General features: G+C 69.6%; 22 protein-coding genes. 17 read left to right on the forward strand and 5 right to left on the reverse strand.

Annotated features, from left to right (window positions below):
• The 6 genes from NS365_RS21765 to mmsB form a co-directional block, all read left to right on the forward strand.
• Window positions 1-595: SDR family NAD(P)-dependent oxidoreductase (locus NS365_RS21765; protein ID WP_058602398.1), on the forward strand; the 595-nt coding region annotated here is incomplete at its 5' end.
• A 17-nt stretch (window positions 596-612) separates the two neighbouring features.
• Window positions 613-1803 carry an acetyl-CoA C-acyltransferase gene (locus tag NS365_RS21770; RefSeq protein ID WP_058602399.1) on the forward strand — a complete coding sequence of 397 codons (1191 nt, stop codon included), beginning with the start codon at window positions 613-615 and terminating at the stop codon, window positions 1801-1803.
• Entirely contained in the window at window positions 1803-2930 is a 1128-nt protein-coding gene (locus NS365_RS21775; RefSeq protein WP_058602400.1) for an acyl-CoA dehydrogenase family protein, read from the forward strand. The genes NS365_RS21770 and NS365_RS21775 overlap by 1 nt, the downstream gene beginning before the upstream one ends.
• 11 nt (window positions 2931-2941) lie before the next feature.
• Entirely contained in the window at window positions 2942-3751 is an 810-nt protein-coding gene (locus NS365_RS21780; RefSeq protein WP_058602401.1) for an enoyl-CoA hydratase-related protein, read from the forward strand.
• Complete coding sequence (locus NS365_RS21785) at window positions 3748-4788, forward strand: enoyl-CoA hydratase/isomerase family protein (protein ID WP_058602402.1); 1041 nt, start codon at window positions 3748-3750, stop codon at window positions 4786-4788. The genes NS365_RS21780 and NS365_RS21785 overlap by 4 nt, the downstream gene beginning before the upstream one ends.
• A gap of 1 nt (window position 4789) precedes the next feature.
• On the forward strand, window positions 4790-5683 hold the full coding sequence (mmsB, locus tag NS365_RS21790) for a 3-hydroxyisobutyrate dehydrogenase (RefSeq protein ID WP_058602403.1): 894 nt from the start codon (window positions 4790-4792) through the stop codon (window positions 5681-5683).
• Between the two features lie 249 nt (window positions 5684-5932).
• Here mmsB and NS365_RS21795 read toward each other — a convergent pair whose 3' ends face one another.
• The 3 genes from NS365_RS21795 to NS365_RS21805 are packed head-to-tail and all read right to left on the reverse strand — an operon-like array spanning window position 5933 to window position 8489.
• Window positions 5933-7048, reverse strand: a complete 1116-nt coding sequence (locus NS365_RS21795; RefSeq protein ID WP_058602404.1) for a LacI family DNA-binding transcriptional regulator — start codon at window positions 7046-7048, stop codon at window positions 5933-5935.
• Between the two features lie 27 nt (window positions 7049-7075).
• Complete coding sequence (locus tag NS365_RS21800; RefSeq protein WP_058602405.1) at window positions 7076-8092, reverse strand: succinylglutamate desuccinylase/aspartoacylase family protein; 1017 nt, start codon at window positions 8090-8092, stop codon at window positions 7076-7078.
• A gap of 52 nt (window positions 8093-8144) precedes the next feature.
• Entirely contained in the window at window positions 8145-8489 is a 345-nt protein-coding gene (locus NS365_RS21805; RefSeq protein ID WP_058602406.1) for a RidA family protein, read from the reverse strand.
• A gap of 200 nt (window positions 8490-8689) precedes the next feature.
• Here NS365_RS21805 and NS365_RS21810 point away from each other — a divergent pair, with 200 nt between their 5' ends.
• The 8 genes from NS365_RS21810 (at window position 8690) to NS365_RS21845 (ending at window position 17643) form a co-directional block, all read left to right on the forward strand.
• The gene (locus tag NS365_RS21810) at window positions 8690-9754 is read left to right on the forward strand and encodes an ABC transporter substrate-binding protein (protein WP_058602407.1); all 1065 of its coding nucleotides are present in this window, start codon (window positions 8690-8692) and stop codon (window positions 9752-9754) included.
• A 27-nt stretch (window positions 9755-9781) separates the two neighbouring features.
• The gene (locus NS365_RS21815; RefSeq protein ID WP_058602408.1) at window positions 9782-11299 is read left to right on the forward strand and encodes a sugar ABC transporter ATP-binding protein; all 1518 of its coding nucleotides are present in this window, start codon (window positions 9782-9784) and stop codon (window positions 11297-11299) included.
• The gene (locus NS365_RS21820; RefSeq protein ID WP_058602409.1) at window positions 11299-12249 is read left to right on the forward strand and encodes an ABC transporter permease; all 951 of its coding nucleotides are present in this window, start codon (window positions 11299-11301) and stop codon (window positions 12247-12249) included. Before NS365_RS21815 ends, NS365_RS21820 begins: the two co-directional genes overlap by 1 nt.
• Window positions 12246-13193: an ABC transporter permease gene (locus NS365_RS21825; protein WP_058602410.1), complete on the forward strand. Its 948-nt coding sequence runs from the start codon at window positions 12246-12248 to the stop codon at window positions 13191-13193. Before NS365_RS21820 ends, NS365_RS21825 begins: the two co-directional genes overlap by 4 nt.
• A complete protein-coding gene (locus tag NS365_RS21830) occupies window positions 13190-14134 on the forward strand; it encodes an amidohydrolase family protein (protein WP_058602411.1) in 945 nt (314 codons plus the stop codon). The genes NS365_RS21825 and NS365_RS21830 overlap by 4 nt, the downstream gene beginning before the upstream one ends.
• Complete coding sequence (locus NS365_RS21835; protein WP_058602412.1) at window positions 14131-15441, forward strand: alanine racemase; 1311 nt, start codon at window positions 14131-14133, stop codon at window positions 15439-15441. Before NS365_RS21830 ends, NS365_RS21835 begins: the two co-directional genes overlap by 4 nt.
• Window positions 15442-15455: 14 nt before the next feature.
• Window positions 15456-16652, forward strand: a complete 1197-nt coding sequence (locus tag NS365_RS21840) for a hypothetical protein (protein WP_058602413.1) — start codon at window positions 15456-15458, stop codon at window positions 16650-16652.
• A 448-nt stretch (window positions 16653-17100) separates the two neighbouring features.
• A complete protein-coding gene (locus NS365_RS21845) occupies window positions 17101-17643 on the forward strand; it encodes a sterol desaturase family protein (protein WP_058602414.1) in 543 nt (180 codons plus the stop codon).
• On the opposite strand, the gene NS365_RS21850 is transcribed toward NS365_RS21845, so the two are convergent.
• Both NS365_RS21850 and NS365_RS24640 read right to left on the reverse strand, forming a co-directional pair.
• On the reverse strand, window positions 17603-17878 hold the full coding sequence (locus NS365_RS21850) for a hypothetical protein (RefSeq protein WP_058602415.1): 276 nt from the start codon (window positions 17876-17878) through the stop codon (window positions 17603-17605). The two genes, NS365_RS21845 and NS365_RS21850, sit on opposite strands and share 41 nt — an antisense overlap.
• Before the next feature lie 335 nt (window positions 17879-18213).
• Window positions 18214-18903 carry a hypothetical protein gene (locus tag NS365_RS24640; RefSeq protein WP_193753504.1) on the reverse strand — a complete coding sequence of 230 codons (690 nt, stop codon included), beginning with the start codon at window positions 18901-18903 and terminating at the stop codon, window positions 18214-18216.
• A 137-nt stretch (window positions 18904-19040) separates the two neighbouring features.
• On the opposite strand from NS365_RS24640, the gene NS365_RS21860 reads away from it, so the two are divergent.
• The 3 genes from NS365_RS21860 to NS365_RS21870 all read left to right on the forward strand — a co-directional run.
• A complete protein-coding gene (locus NS365_RS21860; protein ID WP_153003892.1) occupies window positions 19041-20573 on the forward strand; it encodes a hypothetical protein in 1533 nt (510 codons plus the stop codon).
• Between the two features lie 138 nt (window positions 20574-20711).
• Window positions 20712-21101 (forward strand): nuclear transport factor 2 family protein, encoded by a 390-nt coding sequence (locus NS365_RS21865; protein ID WP_058602418.1) that lies wholly within the window; start codon window positions 20712-20714, stop codon window positions 21099-21101.
• A 190-nt stretch (window positions 21102-21291) separates the two neighbouring features.
• Window positions 21292-21591: ATP-binding cassette domain-containing protein (locus NS365_RS21870; protein WP_153003893.1), on the forward strand; the 300-nt coding region annotated here is incomplete at its 3' end.

Raw genomic sequence — 21591 nt, forward strand, 5'->3', positions numbered from 1 at the left:
CGATGTGACGAGCGCGGAGGACGGGGAGGCGGCGATCGCGGCCGCGCTCGCGGCCTTCGGGCGGATCGACGTTTTAGTGAACTGCGCGGGCATCGCGCCGGGCGAGCGGATCGTCGGTCGCGAGGGGCCGCACGATCTCGGCACCTTCGCGCGCGTCGTCGCGATCAATCTGACCGGCACGTTCAACATGCTGCGCCTTGCCGCCTCCGCCATGGCGGGGCAGGAGCCGGGCGAGGCGGGCGAGCGCGGCGTGATCGTCAACACCGCCTCGGTCGCCGCCTTCGAGGGGCAGATCGGGCAAGCCGCCTATGCCGCCTCCAAGGGCGGGGTCGCGGCACTGACGCTGCCGGCCGCGCGCGATCTGGCGCGCCACGCGATCCGCGTCGTGGCCATCGCGCCCGGCATTTTCGAGACGCCGATGGTGGCGGGAATGCCGAAGGATGTGCAGGAGGCGCTGGGGGCCGCCGTGCCCTTTCCGCCCCGCCTCGGGCAGCCATCCGAATATGCCGCGCTGGTGCGCCATATCGTCGAAAACCCGATGCTGAACGGCGAGACGATCCGCCTCGACGGCGCCATTCGCATGCCGCCGCGTTGAGGGATAAGGAGAAAACCATGAGCGAACGCGATCCCGTCGTCATCGTCTCGGCCGCCCGTACGCCGATGGGCGGCTTCATGGGCGACCTTGCCGCCCTGTCTGCCCCCATGCTCGGCGCGGCCGCCATTTCCGGCGCGCTGGAGCGGGGCGGGGTGGAGCCGGACGCCGTGTCCGAGATCGTCATGGGCTGCGTGCTGGCCGCCGGCCAGGGACAGGCGCCCGCGCGGCAGGCGGCGCTCGCCGCCGGCCTGCCGCTGGGGGCGGGGGCGACCACGCTCAACAAGATGTGCGGCTCGGGCATGAAGGCCGCCATGCTGGCGCATGACATGCTTCTCGCGGGCTCGGCCGATGTGGTGGTGGCCGGCGGCATGGAGAGCATGTCGAACGCCCCTTATCTCCTGCCGAAGGCGCGCGCCGGCCAGCGCATGGGCCATGGCCAGATGCTCGACCACATGTTTCTGGACGGGCTGGAAGACGCCTACGAGCCGGGCCGCCTGATGGGCTCCTTCGCCGAGGATTGCGCGCAAAGCTACCAGTTCACCCGCGAGGTGCAGGACGCCTACGCGCTCGCTTCGCTGTCGCGCGCACAGGCCGCCATTGCGGGCGGGCGGTTCGAGGCCGAGATCGTGCCGGTCCAGGTCAAGAGGGGCCGGGTGGAGACAGAGGTTCGGATCGACGAGCAGCCGGGCAAGGCGCGCCCCGAGAAGATCCCGACGCTCAAACCCGCTTTCCGCGAGGGCGGCACGGTGACGGCGGCCAACGCCTCCTCCATCTCGGACGGGGCGGCGGCGCTGGTGCTGATGCGCGCGAGCGAGGCCGAGCGGCGCGGGCTGACGCCCCGCGCGCGGCTCGTCGGCCATGCGAGCTTCGCGGACAAGCCTTCGCTCTTTGCCACCGCGCCGGTCGGCGCGCTGCGTCGCTTGAGCGAGCGTACGGGGCTGGCGCTCGATGAGATCGATCTCTTCGAAATCAACGAGGCCTTCGCCGTGGTGGCGCTCGCCGCCATGCGCGACCTCGACCTTCCGGCCGATAAGGTGAACGTCAACGGCGGGGCCTGCGCGCTCGGCCATCCGATCGGCGCGTCGGGCGCGCGGATTCTGGTGACGCTGCTTGCCGCGCTGGAGGCGAACGGCCTGGAGCGCGGCATGGCGAGCCTCTGCATCGGCGGCGGCGAGGCGACGGCGGTCGCGATCGAAAGGATGCACTGATGCTGCTGACGGACCTACAGGAAGACATTCGCGATGCCGTGCGCGACTTCGCGCAGGAGCGCTTGGCTCCCGGCGCCGCCGCGCGCGACCGCGACAGCGCCTTCCCGCGCGAGGAACTGCGCGAAATGGGCGCGCTCGGCTTTCTCGGGATGCTGGTGCCCGAAGAGTATGGCGGCTCGGATGCGGGAACCGTCGCCTATGCGCTCGCGCTGGAGGAGATCGCGGCGGCGGACGGGGCCTGTTCGACCATCGTTTCCGTTCATTCCTCGGTCGGCTGCGTGCCGATCCTGCGCTTCGGCACGGACGAGCAGAAACGGCGCTTTCTGCCGAAGCTCGCGTCGGGCGAATGGATCGGCGGCTTCGCGCTGACCGAGCCGCACACGGGCTCCGACGCCTCTGCCCTGAAGACGCGCGCCCGGCGGGACGGCGACCATTACGTGATCGACGGCGCCAAGCAGTTCATCACCTCCGGCCAAAACGGGCAGATGGTGATCGTCTTTGCCGTGACCGACCCGGAGGCCGGCAAGAAGGGCATCTCGGCCTTTATCGTGCCGACCGACACGCCGGGCTATCAGGTGCTCTCGGTCGAGCACAAGCTCGGCATCAAGAGTTCGGACACCTGCGCGCTCGCCTTCGAGAATATGCGTGTGCCCGCCGAGAACCGGCTGGGCGAGGAAGGCGAGGGCTATCGCATCGCGCTCGCCAATCTGGAGGGCGGGCGCATCGGCATCGCCGCGCAGGCCGTGGGCATGGCGCGCGCCGCGTTCGAGGCGGCGACGAGCTACGCCAAGGAGCGCCGGAGCTTCGGCAAGCCGATCCTGGAGCATCAGGGCGTCGGCTTCCGCCTGGCCGACATGGCGACCGAGATCGAGGCCGCCCGGCAGCTGACGCTCCACGCCGCCGCGCTGAAGGAGGCGGGCCGCCCCTGCCTTCAGGAAGCGTCCATGGCCAAGCTCTACGCCTCCGAAATGGCGGAGCGCGTGTGTTCGGCCGCGATCCAGGTGCATGGCGGCTATGGCTATCTCGCCGACTATCCCGTCGAGCGCATTTATCGCGATGCCCGCATCTGCCAGATCTACGAGGGCACCAGCGAGGTGCAGCGCCTCGTGATCGCCCGCGCGCTTTGAAGGGATATTCCATGGCTGATCTCATCGACATCACGCGGGAAGGCCGCGTCGCCCTCGTGCGCCTCAACCGCCCGGCGCAGCTCAACGCGCTGAACCTGGCGCTGGCCGAGGAACTCGTCGCCGCCACCGAAGCGCTGGACCGGGATCGCACGATCGGCGCGATGGTCCTGACCGGCTCGCCCAAGGCCTTCGCCGCCGGGGCCGACATCGCCGAGATGGCCGGCAAGAGCGCCGAGGAGATGGTGGAGGCCGATTTCTTCGCGATCTGGGATCGCTTCGCCGCCTGCCGCATCCCCAAGATCGCGGCCGTCAACGGCTATGCGCTGGGCGGGGGCTGCGAGGTGGTGATGATGTGCGACTTCGCCATTGCGGGCGAGGGCGCGCGCTTCGGCCAGCCGGAGGTGAAGCTCGGCGTCATCGCCGGCATGGGCGGCACGCAGCGCATGACGCGGCTGATCGGCCGCTCGCTCGCGATGGACCTGCATCTGACCGGCCGCACCATGCGCGCCGACGAGGCGCTGCGCGCCGGGCTGGTGGCGCGCGTCGTGCCGGACGAGGAGGTCGTGCCCACGGCCATGGCGGCGGCGGCCGAGATCGCCTCCTATTCGCGCGGGGCGGTGCGGCTGGCGCGCGAAGCGGTGGCGAAGGCCGAGGAACTGCCGCTGGCCGAGGGCATCCGCTATGAGCGCGCCGTGTTCCACCGCCTGTTTGGCACGCCGGACCAGCGCGAGGGCATGGCGGCCTTCGTGGAAAAGCGCCCGGCGCGGTTCCATGCGCCGGCGGACGAAGCCGCCCCGTCCGACCCGGAGGCCGGGGCATGACGAGCCCGTTCGTCCGCGCCGAGGTGGACGGTGCGCTCGGGCGCATTCATCTCGACAGGCCGGAGGCGCTGAACAGTCTCGATCTCGGCATGATCCGCGCCATCGCGGCGGCGCTCGATCGGTTCGAGGGGGACGACCGCGTGCGCGCCGTCGCGCTGACCGGCGAGGGCCGGGCGCTCTGCGCGGGCGGCGACATCAAGATGATCTGGCGCGTCGGCCGGACGCAGCCGGAGGAAGCGCTCGGCTTCTGGGCCGAGGAATACCGGCTGAACGCGCGCATCGCCCGGAGCCCCAAGCCCTGGGTCGCCGTGATGGACGGCATCTGCATGGGCGGCGGCGTCGGGCTGTCGGTGCATGGCAGCCACCGCGTCGTCACCGAGCGCACGCGCTTTGCCATGCCCGAAACCGGCATCGGCTACTTTCCCGATGTCGGCGGCACATTCGCCCTGTCGCGCGCGCCGCATCGGCTCGGCTTCTGGCTGGGGCTGACGGGGGCATCGGTCGGGGCGGCGGATGCGATCGTGGCGGGGTTGGCCGACGCGATGATCCCCTCGGATGCCATCCCGGCGCTCCTCGCCGATCTCGCTGCCGGCCGCCCCGCCGACGCGGCGCTGGCGGCCCATGCCGCCGATCCCGGTTCTTCTCGGCTCGCCGATCATGCGGGCGTGATCGAAGCGGTTTTCGCGGGCGCCGACATCAGCGCGATCCTGTCGGCCCTTCGAGCGGATGGCTCGGAGTTTTCGGCCGAAACGCTGGCGCTTCTCGACGCCAAGTCGCCCACCAGCCTCGTTCTGACGCTGCATCTCCTTCAGGAAGCGCTTCGCTCGCCCGATCTGGAAACCTGCCTCGACCGGGAATACGCCGCCGACGCCGCGATCCTCCAAGGCCACGATTTCTACGAGGGTGTGCGCGCCGCCGTGGTGGACAAGGATCGCAACCCCGTCTGGCGACCGGCGACGCTCGCCGAGGTCGATGCGCCCGCGCTTGTCGCCTCGCTGCGCCCCCATCCCTCGCTCTTCCCCTCCACAGGAGATTGAGATGACCCTCTTCGCCTTTATCGGCCTCGGCAATATGGGTGGCCCGATGGCCGCCAATCTCGCGAAGGCGGGCCATGTCGTCCGGGGTTTCGACGCCGTGCCCGAGGCTGTGGCCCGCGCCGCCGAGCGCGGCATCCAGCCGGCGGCGACGCTTCGCGAGGCGGTCGAGGGGGCGGACGCCATCGTCACCATGCTGCCGAGCGGCGCGCTGGTGCTGGAGGTCTGGCGAGAACTGGCCGGTCTCGTCGGGGAGGGCGTCGTCGTCGTGGATTCTTCCACGATCGATGTCGAAAGCGCCCGCGCCGCCCATGCGCTCCTGCCGCACTGCCTGACGGTAGACGCGCCCGTTTCGGGCGGGACGAGTGGCGCGGAGGCCGGCACGCTGAGCTTCATGCTCGGCGGCGAGGGGGCCGCGATCGAGGCGGCGCGCCCGCTTCTTCAGCCCATGGCCGGGCGGTTGATCCCCTGCGGCGGCCCCGGCGCGGGGCAGGCGGCCAAGCTCTGCAACAACATGCTGCTCGGCATTTCCATGATCGGGGCGGCGGAAGCCTTTCTGCTCGGCGAGCGCCTGGGGCTCGACCGGCAGGCGCTTTTCGATGTCCTGTCCACCTCGTCCGGCCAATGCTGGTCGGTGAACACCTATTGCCCCGTGCCCGGCCCGGTGCCGGCCTCGCCGGCCAATCGCGACTATGCGCCGGGCTTCGCCACCGCCCTGATGCTGAAGGATCTCCGGCTCGCCACGCAAGCGGCCGAGGCGAGCGCCGCCCCGACCCCGCTCGGCTCGGCCGCGCGCGATCTCTTCGAGGCCTTCGGCGCGGCGGGCGGCGGGGGGCGGGATTTTTCCGCGATCATCGAGTTCCTGCGCGCGCAAGCGGCGGAGCCGGAGGCGTCCTGAGCCAAGGCAGGCGTCACGGCTGGAGCAGCGCGGCGGGAGCTGGTCGTAGTATCCGCTCTCTGGGTTGCGCCTGCCCCTTCGGCGAGCCCGGCATCCGGCGCGCATGAGGGGGTGGTCGATCGCCGTCGAGGATGCGAGCTTCGGGGGGCGCGCGCCAATCGGGACACGGCGAGATCATTCGGCATCTCGACGCCGGCATCTCGCCCCGACTTCAGCGAGGGCTACGACGCCTTCGACAAAGCGGCTCGGCTAGCTGCTGTCTCGCGCCACGAGGCGCAGCGGCACATGCTCCGACACCGCTTGGGCTGAGCGCTCCAGCAGGCGGTCGGCCAGAAGCTCGCCCGCGCGGCGGCCGATGGCCGCGCCGTCGATGGCGATGGTGGAGAGGGAGGGGGTCATCTGGGCGGCGAATTCGCTGTCGCCCATGCCGAGGATGGCGAGATCGTCGGGCACGGTGAGCCCGAGGCGGCGTGCTTCCAGAAGCGCGCCGATGGCCAGCAGGTCGTTGGCGAAGAACACGGCGTCGGCCTTCCTGTCGGAGGCCACGAGTTCGCGCAGGACGACATGCCCCTCCGACATGGAGCGCACATGCTCGACCTCGCGGATCACCACGATCTCGGCGCCGAGTTCGCTTGCGCGCGCCTCGAACCCTTTCAGCCGCAGCCGCCCGCGCCCGCCGCTGCGCCCGACGAAGGCGAGGCGGCGACGCCCGCGCGAGACGAGATGCTCGGCCGCCATGCGCCCGCCATCCGTGTTGGAAATGCCGACCAGCATGTCGATGGGATCGCGCGGGAAGGCCCAGCTTTCCACCACGGGCACGCCGAGATCGCGCAGAAAATTCCGGTTGTCTTCGAGCTCCACGACGCCTGTGAAGAAGACGGCCGCGGGCTTCAGCGCGCGCAGCGAATGCACCGCCGCCGTTTCGCGCGCGTAGGAATAGGAGGTCTGGCCGATCATCAGCTGATAGCCCGCCGCCTCCAACACCTCGCCGCAGGCGTCCGCCGCCTCGTGATATTGCTGGCTGACGAGATTGGAGACGAAGGCCGCCACCACGCTGGAGCGGCCCGAGCGCAGGGCCGAGGCGTGCGGGTTGGAGACATAGCCCGTCTTTTCCACGACAATGCGCACGCGCTCCAGCGTCGCGGGCGACACGAGGCCGGGCGAGCGCAGCGCGCGCGAGACGGTGATGGGCGAAACGCCCGCCTCGCGCGCGACATCCTCGATGCGCGGCGGGCGGGCGATGAGCGCGGCCCGAGCTTTGTCGGGCGCGGGTTTGGCGGCGGAGCGAACGCGAACGACCTCGTCGTAGGAGGGGAGGGGCAGATTCTCCCGCTGGCCCGTCGGGGCCGATGCCGCGTCCGTCATGAAGGGTCGCACGTCCTCGTTGAAATCTCAGCCGGCCTCGCCGACGATGCGAGCCACTTGGATCAGACAATCGCCCGATCGGCAATCGGTGTGGAGCCGCCGCGACAGGACGATGCCGCCGCGCTGAAAGCGCAGTTCCTCTTCCGGCCGCTCGATGCGCTCGAAATCATGATACCAGCCGGCGAGATCGCCCGGCTCCACACGGTCGCCGAGTGCGACCGCCGGCTCGAACCAGCCGCGATGCGTGGCGAAGATCGCCTGTTCGTGGCTTTCCAGCGCGAGGATCGTCATGGTCTCGAAGGCGCTCGGGTCGGTGCCGAAGGGCGGCGTTTCCACCATGCCGAGTTTCAGGAGGAGATTGTCGAGCGCGCGCTCGGTGCCCCGCACGCTGTCGCGCGTCGCCGTGCCCCCGCCGCCGAACTCGCCGGAGAGGCCAATGGCGCCGGCCCGCGCCGCGCCGGCCATGGAGGTTGGGGCGCTCGCGCCGTTCTCGGCGACGAACCCATAGGCAAGGCCCATGGCCTTCATCAGCTCCAGAGCGCGGGCAAAGCGCTCAGGGGGGCCTTGCCGCTCGATCAGAGCGCAGGGCAGATGCTCCATGGAGGTGCCGCCCGAATGGAGGTCCACCACCACGTCATGCCGGGGGAAGAGCTCGCTTTCCAGGAAATGCGCCATGCGGAAGGTCGGCGTGCCCGCGGGGTCGCCGGGGAAGGCGCGGTTGAGATTGCCCTCGTCCAGCGGCGAGCGGCGGCGCGCGGCCATGACCGCCGGATGGTTGGCGAAGGGCAGGATCGTGAGTTCGCCCCGGATCCTATCGGGCTCGATCCGGCGCACGAGCCGCGTCAGGCAGATTTCGCCCTCGTATTCGTCGCCATGGTTGCCGGCCATGAGGAGAACGCGCGGGCCGGATCCGTTGCGGATGCGGCAGATGGGGATTTTCACCTGATAGTAGGGCGAGCGATCGACCGAAAAGGGAATGCCGAGATGGGACAGGTGCTTGCCGTCCCGCTCGAAATCGATCGAATGAAAGAGACCGGTGTGCATGAAAGCCTCCGCCGGAGAGCGCGCGCCGCGCCCACCCGGCCGAAAGAGGGGATCAGAGAGCTGCGATCGCGGTCATCTCGACGCGCAGGTCGGGATCGGCGAGCCGGGCTTCCGTGCAGGCGCGGGCCGGCGGCTCGTCCCTGTCGACCCAGGCGTCGTAGATGACGTTCATCGCGTCGAAATCACTGATGTGGGGCAGGAAGACATTGACCGCGACGAGCTTGGACGTGTCGCTGCCCGCTTCCGCCAGCAGCGCCTCGATCTTGGCGAGCACTTCGCGCGTCTGCACCTCGATCGTGCCCTTACGGGTATCGGCCACCTGGCCGGCTATATGCACCATGCCGCCATAGGCGACGGCCTGCGACATGCGCGAGCCTTTTTGAAAACGCTGGATCATGGGTTCGTCTCTGGGAGTGGGTGTGGGTGTGGGAGTGCCGGGCAGACAGCTTGGGTCGGCGCTGCCGATCCGGTCGAATGACCAGAAATTAGGCGAGCCATATTTTTCATCGTGACAACGTTGTCATAACTGGCTCCCGGATGATAACGTTGTCAAGCAGCTTCTCGTGCAGATCTCATCACGACCCCGTGGAGACGTTCATGACAGTGCCATCCCCGATTTCCCGCCGCCTCGCCCTCAGCGCGGCCGTCACGTGTCTCGGCCTCTGCGCAACGCTCCTCGGGGCCGGCGGAGCCGAGGCCGCCGCCAACTGCATCAAGGGCGACCGCAAGGCGCCTTATACGGTCGGCTGGGCGAACATCTATTCCGTGCCGACCTGGATGAAGCAGACCGAAGGCACGATCACGGCCGAGGTCGAGGCGCTCAAGAAGGACGGGCGCGTCAAGGACCTGATGGTGACGGACGCGCAGGGCAACGCCCAGACGCAAATCCAGCAGATCCAGTCCATGATTGACGCCAATGTGGACGCGATCGTCGTGATCGCCGGCTCCTCCACCGCGCTCGACCGCGTGATTTCGGACGCCTGCGACAAGGGCATCGCGGTGGTGAACTTCGACAGCCTCGTCGATACGGACAAGGTGACCGCCAAGATCAACACCGATTCCAACGAATGGGGCTCCAAGGCCGCGCAATGGATGGTGGATCAGCTCGGCGGCAAGGGGAAAATCATCATCATGAACGGCCCGGCGGGCGTCTCGGTCAGCGATGACCGGCGCAAGGGCGCGCAGCCCGTGCTCGACGCCAACAAGGGGCTGGAGGTCATCACCGAGACCAACACCGAATACAACGTCGCCCCGGCGCAGGAGGCGATGACGAGCCTTCTCTTCGCCAACCCGGAGATCGACGGCGTCCTTTCGCTCGGCGGCGCTTTGTCGGCGGGCGCGCTTCTGGCCTTCGACCGGCAGGGCCGCGAGCCCGTGCCGACGACCGGCGAGAACGCCCGCCAGTTCCTGGAGCTTTGGAAGGAAAAGGGCATCAACGGCTGGGCCACCATGCAGCCCAACTGGCTCGGCGCGCTCGCCGTCTATACGGCGGTTCAGGCGCTGGACGGCAAGCCGGTGCCCGCCTTCGTCAAGGTGCCGCTGCCGGTGATCGACGACTCCACCATCGACACCTATCTCGCGCGCGCCAGCGAGTTCCCCGCCGATGGCTATATCTACTCGGCCTATGACAAGGCGCTCTTCGACAAGCTTCTGGCGCAGTAAAACCGAAGCGAAGCGGGGAGGCGCGCGATGGACGGCACAGACAGATACGACGGCCCGGCGCTGCTCGCGGCGCGCGGCGTTCATCGCGGCTTCTTCGGCAATCCGGTTCTGAAGGGCGTCGACATCGCCCTTCGGCCCGGCCGCGTCCATGCGCTGCTCGGCGAGAACGGCGCGGGCAAATCGACGCTGATCAATCTCCTGTCGGGCGCGCTCGCGCCGGATCAGGGCGAGATCGTGCTGGACGGGCGGCCCGTCTCCGGCTTCTCGCCGGGAGCCGCGCGCAAGGCCGGCATCGCCGTGGTTCAGCAGGAACTGAGCCTGACGGCGGAACTCTCCATCGCCGAGAATATCGGCCTGGGCGCCTATCCCCGGCGCTTCGGCCTCGTGGACTACCGCGCGCTGGGGCAAGGCGTGGAGCGCGTCTGCCGGATGGTCGGCATCGACGAGCCGCTTGAAACCCCGGTCGGCGCGCTGCCGCTCGGCCGCCGGCAGATGGTGGAGATCGCCAAGGCGCTGTTCCGCCGGCCCCGCGTTCTGATCCTCGACGAGCCGACCTCCTCGCTCTCCGCGCACGAGGCCGGCATCCTCGCCGATCTCGTCCTGCGCCTTGCGGGCGAAGGGTTGGCGCTTCTCTACATCTCGCACCGCCTCAACGAGATCATGGCGCTCTGCTCCCATGTCACCATCCTGAGGGACGGCGTGGTGACGGCCGACCGCTCGCTTCGGGGCGTCGCGCCGGACGCGCTGGTGAAGCTCATGGTCGGGCGCGAGGCCGAGCATCTGTTTCCCGCCTGGGAGCCCTCGCCCGGCGAGGGGCTGATCCGGCTGGAAGGCTTTTCGGCGGGCGCGGCGCGCGAGGTCGATTTCGAGGGACGGCGCGGCGAGGTCGTGGGCATCGGCGGACTGGTCGGGCAGGGGCAGGAAGACTTCCTGCAAGGGCTCTATGGCGCGATCCCCGCCAGGGCGCGCGCCGTGTCGCTGGCGGGCGGCACCGCGTTGCCCGGCAGCGTCGAAGCGGCCAACCGGCTGGGCCTTGCCTATGTCCCGGCCGATCGCAAACGCGAAAGCCTCGTGCTCACGCATTCCATCGCCACCAATCTGACGCTGCCCTCCATCCCGCGCCTCGCCCGCTCCGGGCTGCGCGACCGGGCGGCCGAAAGCGGCCTCGTGGCGGAACTCGCCCGGCGCTTGGGCATCAAGGGCGACCCGGCGCGGCCGGTTCAGGCGCTGTCGGGCGGCAATCAGCAGAAGGTGGCGCTCGCCAAATGGCTGCCGCTCCAGCCCTCGATCCTTCTCCTGAACGACCCGACGCGCGGCGTCGATCTCGACACCAAGCGCGAAATCTACCGGATGCTGCGAGACCTTGCGGCAGCGGGAACGCTGGTCGTGCTCCTGTCCTCCGACACGCCCGAACTCGTCCATCTCTGCGACCGCGTCTTCGTCTTCCGCGAAGGGCGCGTCGCCGGCACGCTTCAACGCGGGGCGATCACGGAAGAGGCGATCGTCGGCGCGGCCTTGGGGCTAGCCGGAAAGGAAGCCGCGTGATGGCCAGCCCCTCGCTCTATCGCGCCGTCCAGCGCGGCCGCAATCGGGGCCTCGGCGGGCTCTACCTGCTCGTGGCCGCCCTTCTGCTCGTCTATATCTGGCTCTTTCCCGGCGTTCTCGGCCTGTCCGGCTTTTCCAAGTTCACGCAGAACTGGCTGCCGCTCGCGCTTGTCACCATGGCGCAGGCCCTGCTCATGCTGAATGGCGGCATCTCGCTCGCCATCGGGCCGCTGGTCAGCCTCGGGGCCGTCATCGCCGCGACCACGATGGGCGGCCCGCTCGGGGCCCTCGGGTCGATCCTTGCCGTGGCGCTCACCGGGCTCGGCGTCGGCGCTCTGTTCGGCTCCATCGTCGCCCTGTTCCGCCTGCCGGCGATCATCGTGACGCTGGCCGGCTCCTTCATCGTCGGCGGCGTCGCGCTTCTCGTCCTGCCGCGCCCTGGCGGCTTCATTCCCGCCTGGTTCTCCGACGCGCTGGCCGGCCACCAGCCGACCGCCTTCGTCCTCCTGCTTCTCGTCGTCGCCGGCTGGAAGCTCTTTCTGGCGACGCCTCTCGGTCTCGGCCTCTATGCGGCGGGCGACAATCCGCTGGGGGCCTATCGCTCCGGCGTGCCGGTGGAGCGGGTGCGCATCGCGGCCTTCGCGCTGTCGGGCCTTCTCACGGCGCTCGCCGGGCTCTTCGTGGCCGCGCAGACCGGCTCGGGCGATCCGGTGATCGGCACGCCGATGACGCTGAATTCGATTGCCGGCGCGGTGCTCGGCGGCGTCGGGTTCCTGGGCGGGCGCGGCACGATGCGCGGCGCGCTCGCCGGCAGCCTGCTTCTGACCGTGATGATCAACGTCATGTTCTTTCTCGGCTTTCCGCCCGTCGCGCAATATGTGGCGCAGGGGCTCATCATCGTCGGGGCCGTCGCGGTGCCCGAATTCCTCGCCCGGAGGCGCGCCGCATGACCTCCTCCCGCCTGCCGCGCCTGATCGCTCAGCCCTGGCTTCTCACCTTCGCGCTCGTCGCCCTCGTCTGGTGTGGTGCGGGTCTGACGCTCCGGGGCTTCGGAAGCTGGGGGCATCTTCGCTATCTTCTCGAACTCAGCGCCGCCATCGGCATCGCCGCCGCCGGGCAGACGCTGGTGGTGATCGCCGGCGGCATCGACCTGTCGGTCGGCGCTGTTATCACCGTCTCGGCCATCCTCCTGCCGATGCTCTCGCCCGCCGCCGACCCGACCGGCCTCGTCGGCCTCGGCGCCACGCTCGCGCTCGCGACCGGCATCGGCTGTCTCAACGGCGCGGGCGCGGCTTACCTACGCGTGCCGCCCATCATCATGACGCTCGCCATGGCGACCTTTCTTCAAGGCCTCCTCATCATCGTGGCGGGCGGCAGCGCGGTTTCGGTCTCGAACCCGGCCGTGATCTGGCTCGGCTCGGCGCGGCCCCTCGGCCTGCCGGCGGGCGTGATCCTCTGGGTGATCGTCTCGGCCGCGATCCTTCTCGTGATCCATCGCACGCCCTTCGGCGCGCGGCTTCTGGCGATCGGCGCGAACCCCGTGGCCGCCAAGCTCACGGGGCTCGGCGTCGAGCGCGCCAGCCTTCGCCTGTATGCCGCGTCCGGCTTCTTCTCGGGGCTCGCCGGCATCCTTCTGCTCGGCATGAACCGGCAGGGCTATGCCGGGATCGGCGAGCCCTATCTCCTCACCTCCATCGCGGCCGTGGTGCTCGGGGGCACGTCGATCTTAGGGGGGCGCGGCACCTATGCCGGCACCATCCCCGGCGCGATCCTTCTGGTGACGACGACGGCGCTCATCACCGTCGTCAACGCCTCGCCCGGCTGGCGCTCGATCATGTTCGGCTCGCTGATCCTCGCCCTGCTTCTGATCTCGGGCCGCGAGGCGCGCCGATGAGCCGCTATGCCGGGCCGGTGATCGACCCGCATCATCATCTCTGGGACCTCTCGTTGAAACGCCATCCCTGGCTGGGGGTGCGTCCCGAAGCCGAGGAGATGGTGTTCGGCTCGATCGAGGCTCTCAGGCGCGACTATCTCCCGTCGGACTATCAGAGGGACTCCAACAGGCAGAACATCGTCGCGACCGTTCATGTCGAGGCTGGCTGGCGGGACGACGATCCGCTGGGCGAAACGCTCTGGCTGGAGGGGCAGGCCGACACGCGCGTCGCGCGCCGCCTCGTCGCCCGTGTGCCGCTGGCCCACCCGGACGCGGAGGCCCGTCTGGAGGCGGAAGCCGCGCGCCCGCGCGTTGTTGGCATCCGGGACATCGTGAGTTGGGACGCCGACCCTGCCAAACGCTTCGCCCTGCGCCCCGGCCTGATGAGCGATCCCGCTTGGCGGCGCGGCCTGAAGGCTGTGACCCGGCTCGGCCTCAGCTTCGACCTGATGCTCTATCCCCCGCAAATGGCGGAGGCGCAGCGCCTCGTCGCGGACTTCCCCGATACGCTCTTCATCCTCAACCATTGCGGCAGCCCGGCCGATCGCAGCGCGGACGGGATGCGCCTGTGGGCCGAGGGCCTGCGCGAACTGGGCCATCAGCCGAATGTGCGCCTGAAGCTCTCCGACCCCGTCGCCTACGATCCCCAATGGACGCTGGACAGCCTGCGCATGGTGATCCGCCATGGCATCGATTGTTTCGGGGCCGAGCGCGCCATGTTCGCCAGCGACTTTCCCGTCACCGGCCTTCATGCCTCGTTCGACGCGATCTATGAGGCCTTCCGCACCATCGCGGCCGATCTGACGATGGACGAGCAGGCCGCCCTCTTCTTCGACACCGCGAACCGGACCTACCGGCTGGGCCTCGATCGCTCGGCCTTTTCCGACAGGACTTCCGCATGAGCCAGCTTCTGCCCTTCGACACGGACCTGACCGTCGACGATCGTATGCGCGGCTTCCCGCCTGGCCATGCGCCGCTGCCGCTGTCGGCCATCGGCGCGCAGGGCTGGCACCCGCAGGACGGCGCGATGGCGCTGCCCCTGATCTCGCTCGACCGCGCCGCCTTCGCCGGCAATGCGGCGCTGATGATGCGCGCCGTCAGCGAGGCCGGCGCTGCGATCGCCCCTCATGCCAAGACGCCCATGTCGCCGGACTTGGCTCGCCGCTTGGTGGAGGCCGGAGCCTGGGGCACGACGGTCGCCGATATCCGTCAGGCCTCCGTCATGCTGAAGGCCGGCCTGAAGCGCCTGATCCTTGCCAACGAGATCGGCGGCGCGGCCGCCGCCCGGCGTCTGGCCGCGCTGCTGGCCGGTCACCCCGACGCCGAAATCCATGTCTTCGTGGATTCGGCCGATCTCGTCGCGCATTACGCCGCCGCCTGGGGCGAGCGGGACGATCTGCCGGTGCTCGGCCTTCTCGTGGAACTCGGCCTCGGGCGCGCGGGCCTGCGCACGGTGGAAGCGGCCGAAGCGGTGCTGCGCGCCGCGCTGGAAGCCGAGAGCCCACGCCTGCGCGTCACCGGAACCGGCGCTTACGAGGGCGCGGCGGCGACCACTGATCCGGCCGAAACGCGCGCGCGCATCGAGGCGCTGATGGCGGTAACCTCGGCCTTTCATCGCAGCCTGCGCCGCGCGGTCGGCCCCGCGCGCTCCTTGATCCTGACGGCGGGCGGGTCGGTCTTCTTCGATCTCGTGATTGCGGGCCTTCGCGATGTGCTGGCCGACGATCCGGCGACGCAGCTCATCCTGCGCAGCGGCGCGATCTTCTTCCACGATCACGGCATCTACGAGCGCGGCATGGCGGCCTTGGACGAGCGCCGGGGCCTCGTGGTCGGCGGCGAGCCGGTCTCGGCCTCCGAGGGGTTCAAGCCGGCCTTGCGCGTCTGGGCCGAGGTTCTTTCCGTTCCCGAGCCGGGCCTTGCCATCTGCGGCATGGGCCTGCGCGATGTCGCGATCGACCAGGGCCTGCCCATTCCGCTCCAGGCCTTTCGCGACGGGAGCCCGAGCGAGGGCGCTGACGGGGCGAGCGTCCTGCGCCTGAACGACCAGCACGCGTTCGTCAGCTTGAGCGCAGGCAGCGACCTCCGAGCGGGAGACGTCATCGCCTTCGGCCTGTCGCATCCCTGCACTTGCCTCGACCGCCACGCTCTTCTCTATGAACTCGGCGAGGACGGAGGGGTGGCCGGCGCGTTGGCGCTCCGTTTCGGCTGAGAAGAGAGGCCATCATGCAGCGCTCGATCTGGACCTACCCCTGGGACATTCAGGATGTCGGTCTGCCGGCCTTTCTGCGGGATGTGACGGAGCGCGCCGGGCTCGACATGGTGAGCCTTGCCACCTCCTATCACGCGGGGCGCTTTCTCCAGCCGCGCAGCCCGCGCCGCAAGGCCTACTTCCCCGAGGACGGAACGGTCTATTACCGGCCGGACCCGATGCTCTGGGAGGGCGCGCCGATCCGCCCGCTCGTGGCGCGCAATCTGGAGGAAGGCGGCGACATGCTGGCCGCCCTGTGCGAGGCGCGCGAGCAGGGCGGGCCCGCCGTCTCGGCCTGGACCGTCTGCCTCCACAACACGCGGCTCGGGATGCTGCATCCCGGCGAGGTCACGCGCACGGCCTTCGGCGATCCGAACCTCTACGCCCTTTGCCCGTCGAGCCCCGCCGCCCGGCGCTATGTCACGACGCTGGTGCGCGACATCACGAGTGGTTATCAGCCCGACAGGCTGGAGTTGGAAAGCCCGAATTTCATGGGCTTCGCCCATGGCTATCACCACGAGAAGGATGGCGTCGGACTTCTGCCGGAAGAGGAGTTCCTGCTGTCGGTCTGCTTCTGCCGCCATTGCGAAGTGCGGGCCTCGCGGGCGGGCGTCGATAGTGTGGGCGCGCGCCGCGCCGCGCAGCGCTTCATCGCGGAAGCCTGCGAGCGCGCCGTGCCGCAGACGCAGCTGCCGGACTTCGCCGAACGGGGCGTCGAGGCGTTCCAGCCCTGGCCGGCGCTCTACGAGTTCCTGCTCTGGCGCACCGAGCCCGTCACCAGCCTTCTCGCCGAGATCGCGGAGGCCGCCGACCCCGCCACCAAGATCGTGCTGATCGATCTGCCCGAAGCCTGGGCGGGCGGCGTCGATCTGCGCGAAGCCGCCCGGCTTCTCGACGGCCTGCTTCTCTGCGCCTATGACCGCACGCCGCAAGCGGTCGCCGACCTCGCCCGGTTCGGCCGCGAGCTGGTCGGGCCGGACCGGTTTATGGGCATCGGCTATCGCCTGTTCTATCCCGAAATGGCGAGCGCCGGGGATCTCACGGCCCGCGTCGAGGCGGCCTGCGAGGCGGGCGTGGACGGGCTCAACTTCTACAATTACGGCCTCGTCCCGGCCGCGCGGCTGGATTGGGTGCGCGAGGCGCTGGAGGGCGAGAGAACGCTCGGTCCCTGATGCCTGTCGCATGGGCGTGTCACGGCGGACCGGCCGGGATGACGCCGGCCGAAACCTCGAACCTCATTCCCCCGCTCGCCTGACGCCCGTCGCCCGTGCCGCGATGGGGCTGCCCCCGGTTCCGGGATCTTGTCCATCACCGGCCGGACGAAGGGCTCGATGCTCTCGAAACCGTGCGGCAGATGACGGCGAATGGCGGCGGCCGGGGCCGCATCGTTCGCCTTCACCATGGTGCCGATGGTTCTCGTATCGTCCAGACGCGAAAACCGATCCGGCTCGCACGAGGTGCTTCAGGAGCTTTCGCGCCATTTGCGCCCGAGGGCGCTCCCCTCGCGCCCGGGCATGCGCGGATCGGGCGCGCGGCGGCCGCTTGGCGCATGGAAGGATGCCTGCCATATGTTCTCGGATCAGGGTACTGCCTGCCCATGGATCCCAGAGCCGAGCCGCCATGACTCTCGACCTGCTTCTTTATGCCGTGATCGTTCTCGCCACCGTGGCCGCGATGGAAGGATTTGCCTGGGCGGCGCACAAGTTCGTCATGCATGGCGACAGCGGCTGGGGCTGGCACAAGTCCCATCACGAGGAAACCGAGGGATTCTTCGAGAAGAACGACCTTTACGCCGTGATCTTCAGCCTGTTCGCGGTCGGCCTCTTCTTCGTCGGCCATTTCCTGTCGCCGATCATCCTGGCGATCTCCTGGGGTATCACGCTGTACGGGCTTCTCTACTTCGTCGCCCATGACGGGCTCGTCCACCAGCGCTGGCCGTTCCGCTACATCCCCCACCGGGGCTATGCCAAGCGGCTCGTGCAGGCCCATCGGCTCCATCACGCAGTGGAGGGTCGCGACCATTGCGTGTCCTTCGGCTTCCTCTACGCACCGCCGATCGACAAGCTGAAGGCCGAGCTGCGCCGCTCCGGCGTCTTGGACCGCGAGCGCATCGAGCGATCCGTCACAGCCCAGGGCTCGGCGCACGCGCCGGTTCGCGACTAAGCGCTCCACACCTGACGAAACCGGCGCTTTGTTCGAGGCGGGCGGCTTCGGCGGGATGCCGGGTGGCCGCCGCCATCTCGTTGGCCGCGCCCGAGTTCGATTGGGTCACCTGATCGATCTGCTGGATCGACTGATGGAGCTGGTCGATGCCGACAGACTGCTCGCGGCCCGCGGGTGAAATCTCGGACAGGAGATCGGCGGTGCGCGGGATATCGGGCACCAACGCATCCAGCATCTCTCCCGCTTCCTGCGAACACATAAAATACGCTCAGAGGTTGAGACGGAAAGCATTTTGCCGGCTCAAGACTTTTGATAAAAGCGCGTCTCGTGAGACTATCGAGCGTCTGCGTTCGTGTGCGTGTCAGGAGAAGGGTTCGGCATGGGGAATGAAAGCCCGGTCGCCTGCTCGAGAGCCGGGAACGGAACCCTCCGAGCGAGACGATCGCGCCCTGGTCCCGCCGGGCAGGGTTGCCTGCGCCGCGTGGGTTCGTTCGGCGTCCCCGGCCAGCCCGCGACAGCGCGCTCGGCATGACGCCCGCCCGCGACGCCTTTGTCGGCCGCCTCGACGCTTTAGGCGAACTCGGTGCGCTCGCCCGCTCGCCGGCCCTCGTCACCGTCACCGGCCCCGGCGGGGTCGGCAAGACGCGGCTGGTGCTGGAATGGCTGGGGGGGAGGGGCGAGACGGACGCGCGCCGCACCGCGCTGGTGCGCCTCGACGGCTTGTCGGGCGAGGGGGCCGTGCTCGGCGCGGTGGCCGCCGCCGTGGACATGCCGCAGACCGGTGGCCGGCCTTATCGAGAGGCGATCGTCGGCTGGTTGTGCGACACCGAGCTGGTGCTGGTTCTCGACAATTGCGAGCATGTGGCCGAGGACGCCGCCGCGCTGATCGACGCGCTTCTGCAGGGCACGAAAAACCTTTGCGTCATCGCCACCAGCCGAACGCCGCTGGGCTATGCCGGCGAGGTGCAACTGCGCCTGCCGATGCTGGACGAGGCCGCCGCACTCGATCTCTTTCTGTCGCGGGCGAGCCGCCGCGCGCCGGAGCTTGCCCTGCAGGGCGGGGCGTCGGACGCAGCAAAGGCGATCTGCCGGGCGATGGACGGGCTGCCGCTGGCGATCGAACTCGCGGCGGGCTGGGTGGGCGTCCTGCCGCTCGATGAGATCGCCGCGCAATTGACGGAGGGGCTGGACATTCTCCAGCGGCGCGGCCCCGTGCCGGCGCGTCAGGCCAATCTGACCGCCACGATGCAATGGAGCCACGCGCTTCTCTCACCGCGCGCCCGTCTTCTTCTGCGCCGGCTGGCGGCCTTCCCCGCCGGCTTTGCGCTTGGGGCCGTCGCCCCGGTTTGCGCGGGGCCGCGCGCTACCGGCTGCTTCACACGGTGCGGCTCTTCGCAATGGCTCTGGCCACGCAGGCCGGCGAGTTCGAGGAGGTCAAGCGGGCTCATGCCGCGCATTTCTCGGCTTTGGCCCTGGAGGCGCGCGCGGCCGATTTCGTGCCCGAGGATCACTGGCTTCCCCGGCTCCAGGCGGAGGTCGAAAATTTTCACGCTGCGCTCGGCACGCTGCTGGAGGCCGGCTGCGGCGTGGAGGCGCTCCAGACTGCCGCCGCGCTCACCCTGTTCTGGTGGACGGCGAGCCGGCATCGCGAGGGCATCGGCTGGCTGCGCGCCGCGCTGGAGAAGGCCGACGGCGCTCCAGCAGCGCTTCTGGCGGCGGCGCAGTTCGGCATCGGCTTCCTCGAAGCGCATGACACGGGCGATTGGGCGGCCGCCGCGCGCGAACTCGATCGGGGGCTCGCCCATCTCGTGGGTCTCAACGATCCCGGCGCCGATCATCTGCGCGGCTATCTCCTGTGCCTGCGCGGCGAATGCGACATCATGGGCGGCGAGGCCGAGGCGGGGCTGGCGCGGGCGCGCGAGGGCGCGGCGCTGATCGCGCATTGTCCCGAGGACCGCTGGGGCCAGGGCTTCGCGGCCTGGAATGTCGGTTTCGGCTTCGAGCGTTCGGGCGATTGGGAGCGCGCCGCCGACCGCTACCGGACGGTGATCGCCACGCAGCGGGAGGGCAGCCTCGTGGTGCGCATGATCGGCCATCAGAGCCTCGCGCATGTTCTGGAGCATCGCGGGCAGGCGCTGGACGCCCTGCCGCTCTATGACGAGGCGCTGGCCCTGTGCCGGCGCGTCGGGCTGTCGCGCCTGGGCGACGTGCACGGCTCGCTGGCCCGTCTTCTCGCCGACTGCGCGCGCATTCGCGTCGCGGCCGGGACCGGGCGGGACGAGGCGAAGGCCTTGGCCTTGGAGGCCGAAGCCGTGGCCGAGCGGTTGCAGGACGGCGCGGCGCGCGAAGCCGCCGCCGGTCTTCTGAGGCAGCTCGAAACGCCTCTCCACCCTGTCGGCCTGTTCCGGCGGCAGGACGGCGTGTGGGTCGTCGGGCTGGATGGGACGCAGGCTCTGCTGCCCGACAGCAAGGGCCTGCGCCAGCTCAAGCACCTCCTCCAGTCGCCCGAAGCCGACATCGCCGCCGGGGATCTGGCGGCTTTAGCCGATGGCGAGCCGCGCGAGACCGGGCGCGGCGAGCCAGTGCTCGACCGCGAGGCGATCGCGGCCTATCGCAAGCGTCTCGCCGCCCTCGAACGCTTGCTCGCGGCCGACGAGGATGCGCTGAGCGACGAGCAACGCGAGCGGGTGCGCCGCGAGCACGAGAGCGTCTCGCGGGAACTTTCCACAAGCGCGGGGCTCGGCGGGCGCACGCGCCGCCTCGGCTCGCCGGACGAGCGGATGCGCGTCAACGTCACGAGGACGCTGCGCGCCGCCATCGCGGAGATCGAGACCCTGTGTCCGGCGCTGGGTCGCCATCTCGCCGCCTCGGTCGGCACGGGGAGCTACTGCCGCTACCGGCCGGCGAGCCCGATCGACTGGCGCTTCTGAACCGGGTCGGGCGGGCGCGACCTGTCAGGTCGCATCGTGTTCGTTGTCATCGAACGCCCGCGCGCCGTCCCGCGAACGCCTTTCCGGATGAGGTCCGCGAGAACGGGGACCATCGTCAGCCAAGGAAAGGACCATCCGATGAGCCCTCTCGACACGATCCAGCGCCTTTACGCCGGCTTCGCCTCCGCCGACCTGCCGGCCGTGCTGGCCGGCATGGCGCCCGACATCGAATGGACGGAGGCGGAGGGCTATCCCTATGCCGGCACGTTTCACGGGCCGCAGGCCATCGTGGACGGCGTCTTCATCCGTCTCGCAACGGAATGGGCAGGCTATCAGGCCGTGCCCGATCGCTATGTCAGCGAAGGCGACGAGGTGATCGCGCTCGGCCATTACAGCGGCACCTACAAGGCGACCGGCAAGAGCTTCCGCGCGCCTTTCGTCCATGCCTGGACGGTGCGGGGCGGACAGATCGTCCGGTTCGTGCAGCATGTCGATACGGTACTGGTGCAGCGCGCCTTGCAGCCCTGAGGCGGAGGTCTGGGGTTTGTCGGAGCCTGCGCGGGATCGGGCGGGACACATCCGCCGGCCCGAGCCCGCCAGCGTCGGCCCTCACAACCGGAGCCTGCAAGGGCGCGGAATCTTTCGCGCGCTTCGCCCCGGCATTGTCGTGAACGTGTCATGGGCGGGGATGCATACGCGCTCCTGAATGGAGCCACGCATGACATCTCAATCTCTCGCGCTTTCAGGCATCGGCAAACGGTTCGGCGGCGACGACGTCCTGAAGGGGATCGATCTCACCGTGCAGCCCGGCGAGTTCCTGTCGCTGGTGGGCATGTCGGGCTGCGGAAAGTCCACCCTTCTGCGCATCATCGCCGGGCTGGAATCGCCCACCCAGGGCAGCGTGTCCATCGGCGGGCGGGATGTCACCGATGTCGATCCGTCCGACCGGAACCTCGCGATGGTGTTCCAGTCCTACGCGCTCTATCCGCACGGGCACCTATACACATCTGCGATCACA

The organism is Aureimonas ureilytica (genome assembly GCF_001475935.1).
GTDB classification, from domain to species: domain Bacteria; phylum Pseudomonadota; class Alphaproteobacteria; order Rhizobiales; family Rhizobiaceae; genus Aureimonas; species Aureimonas ureilytica_A.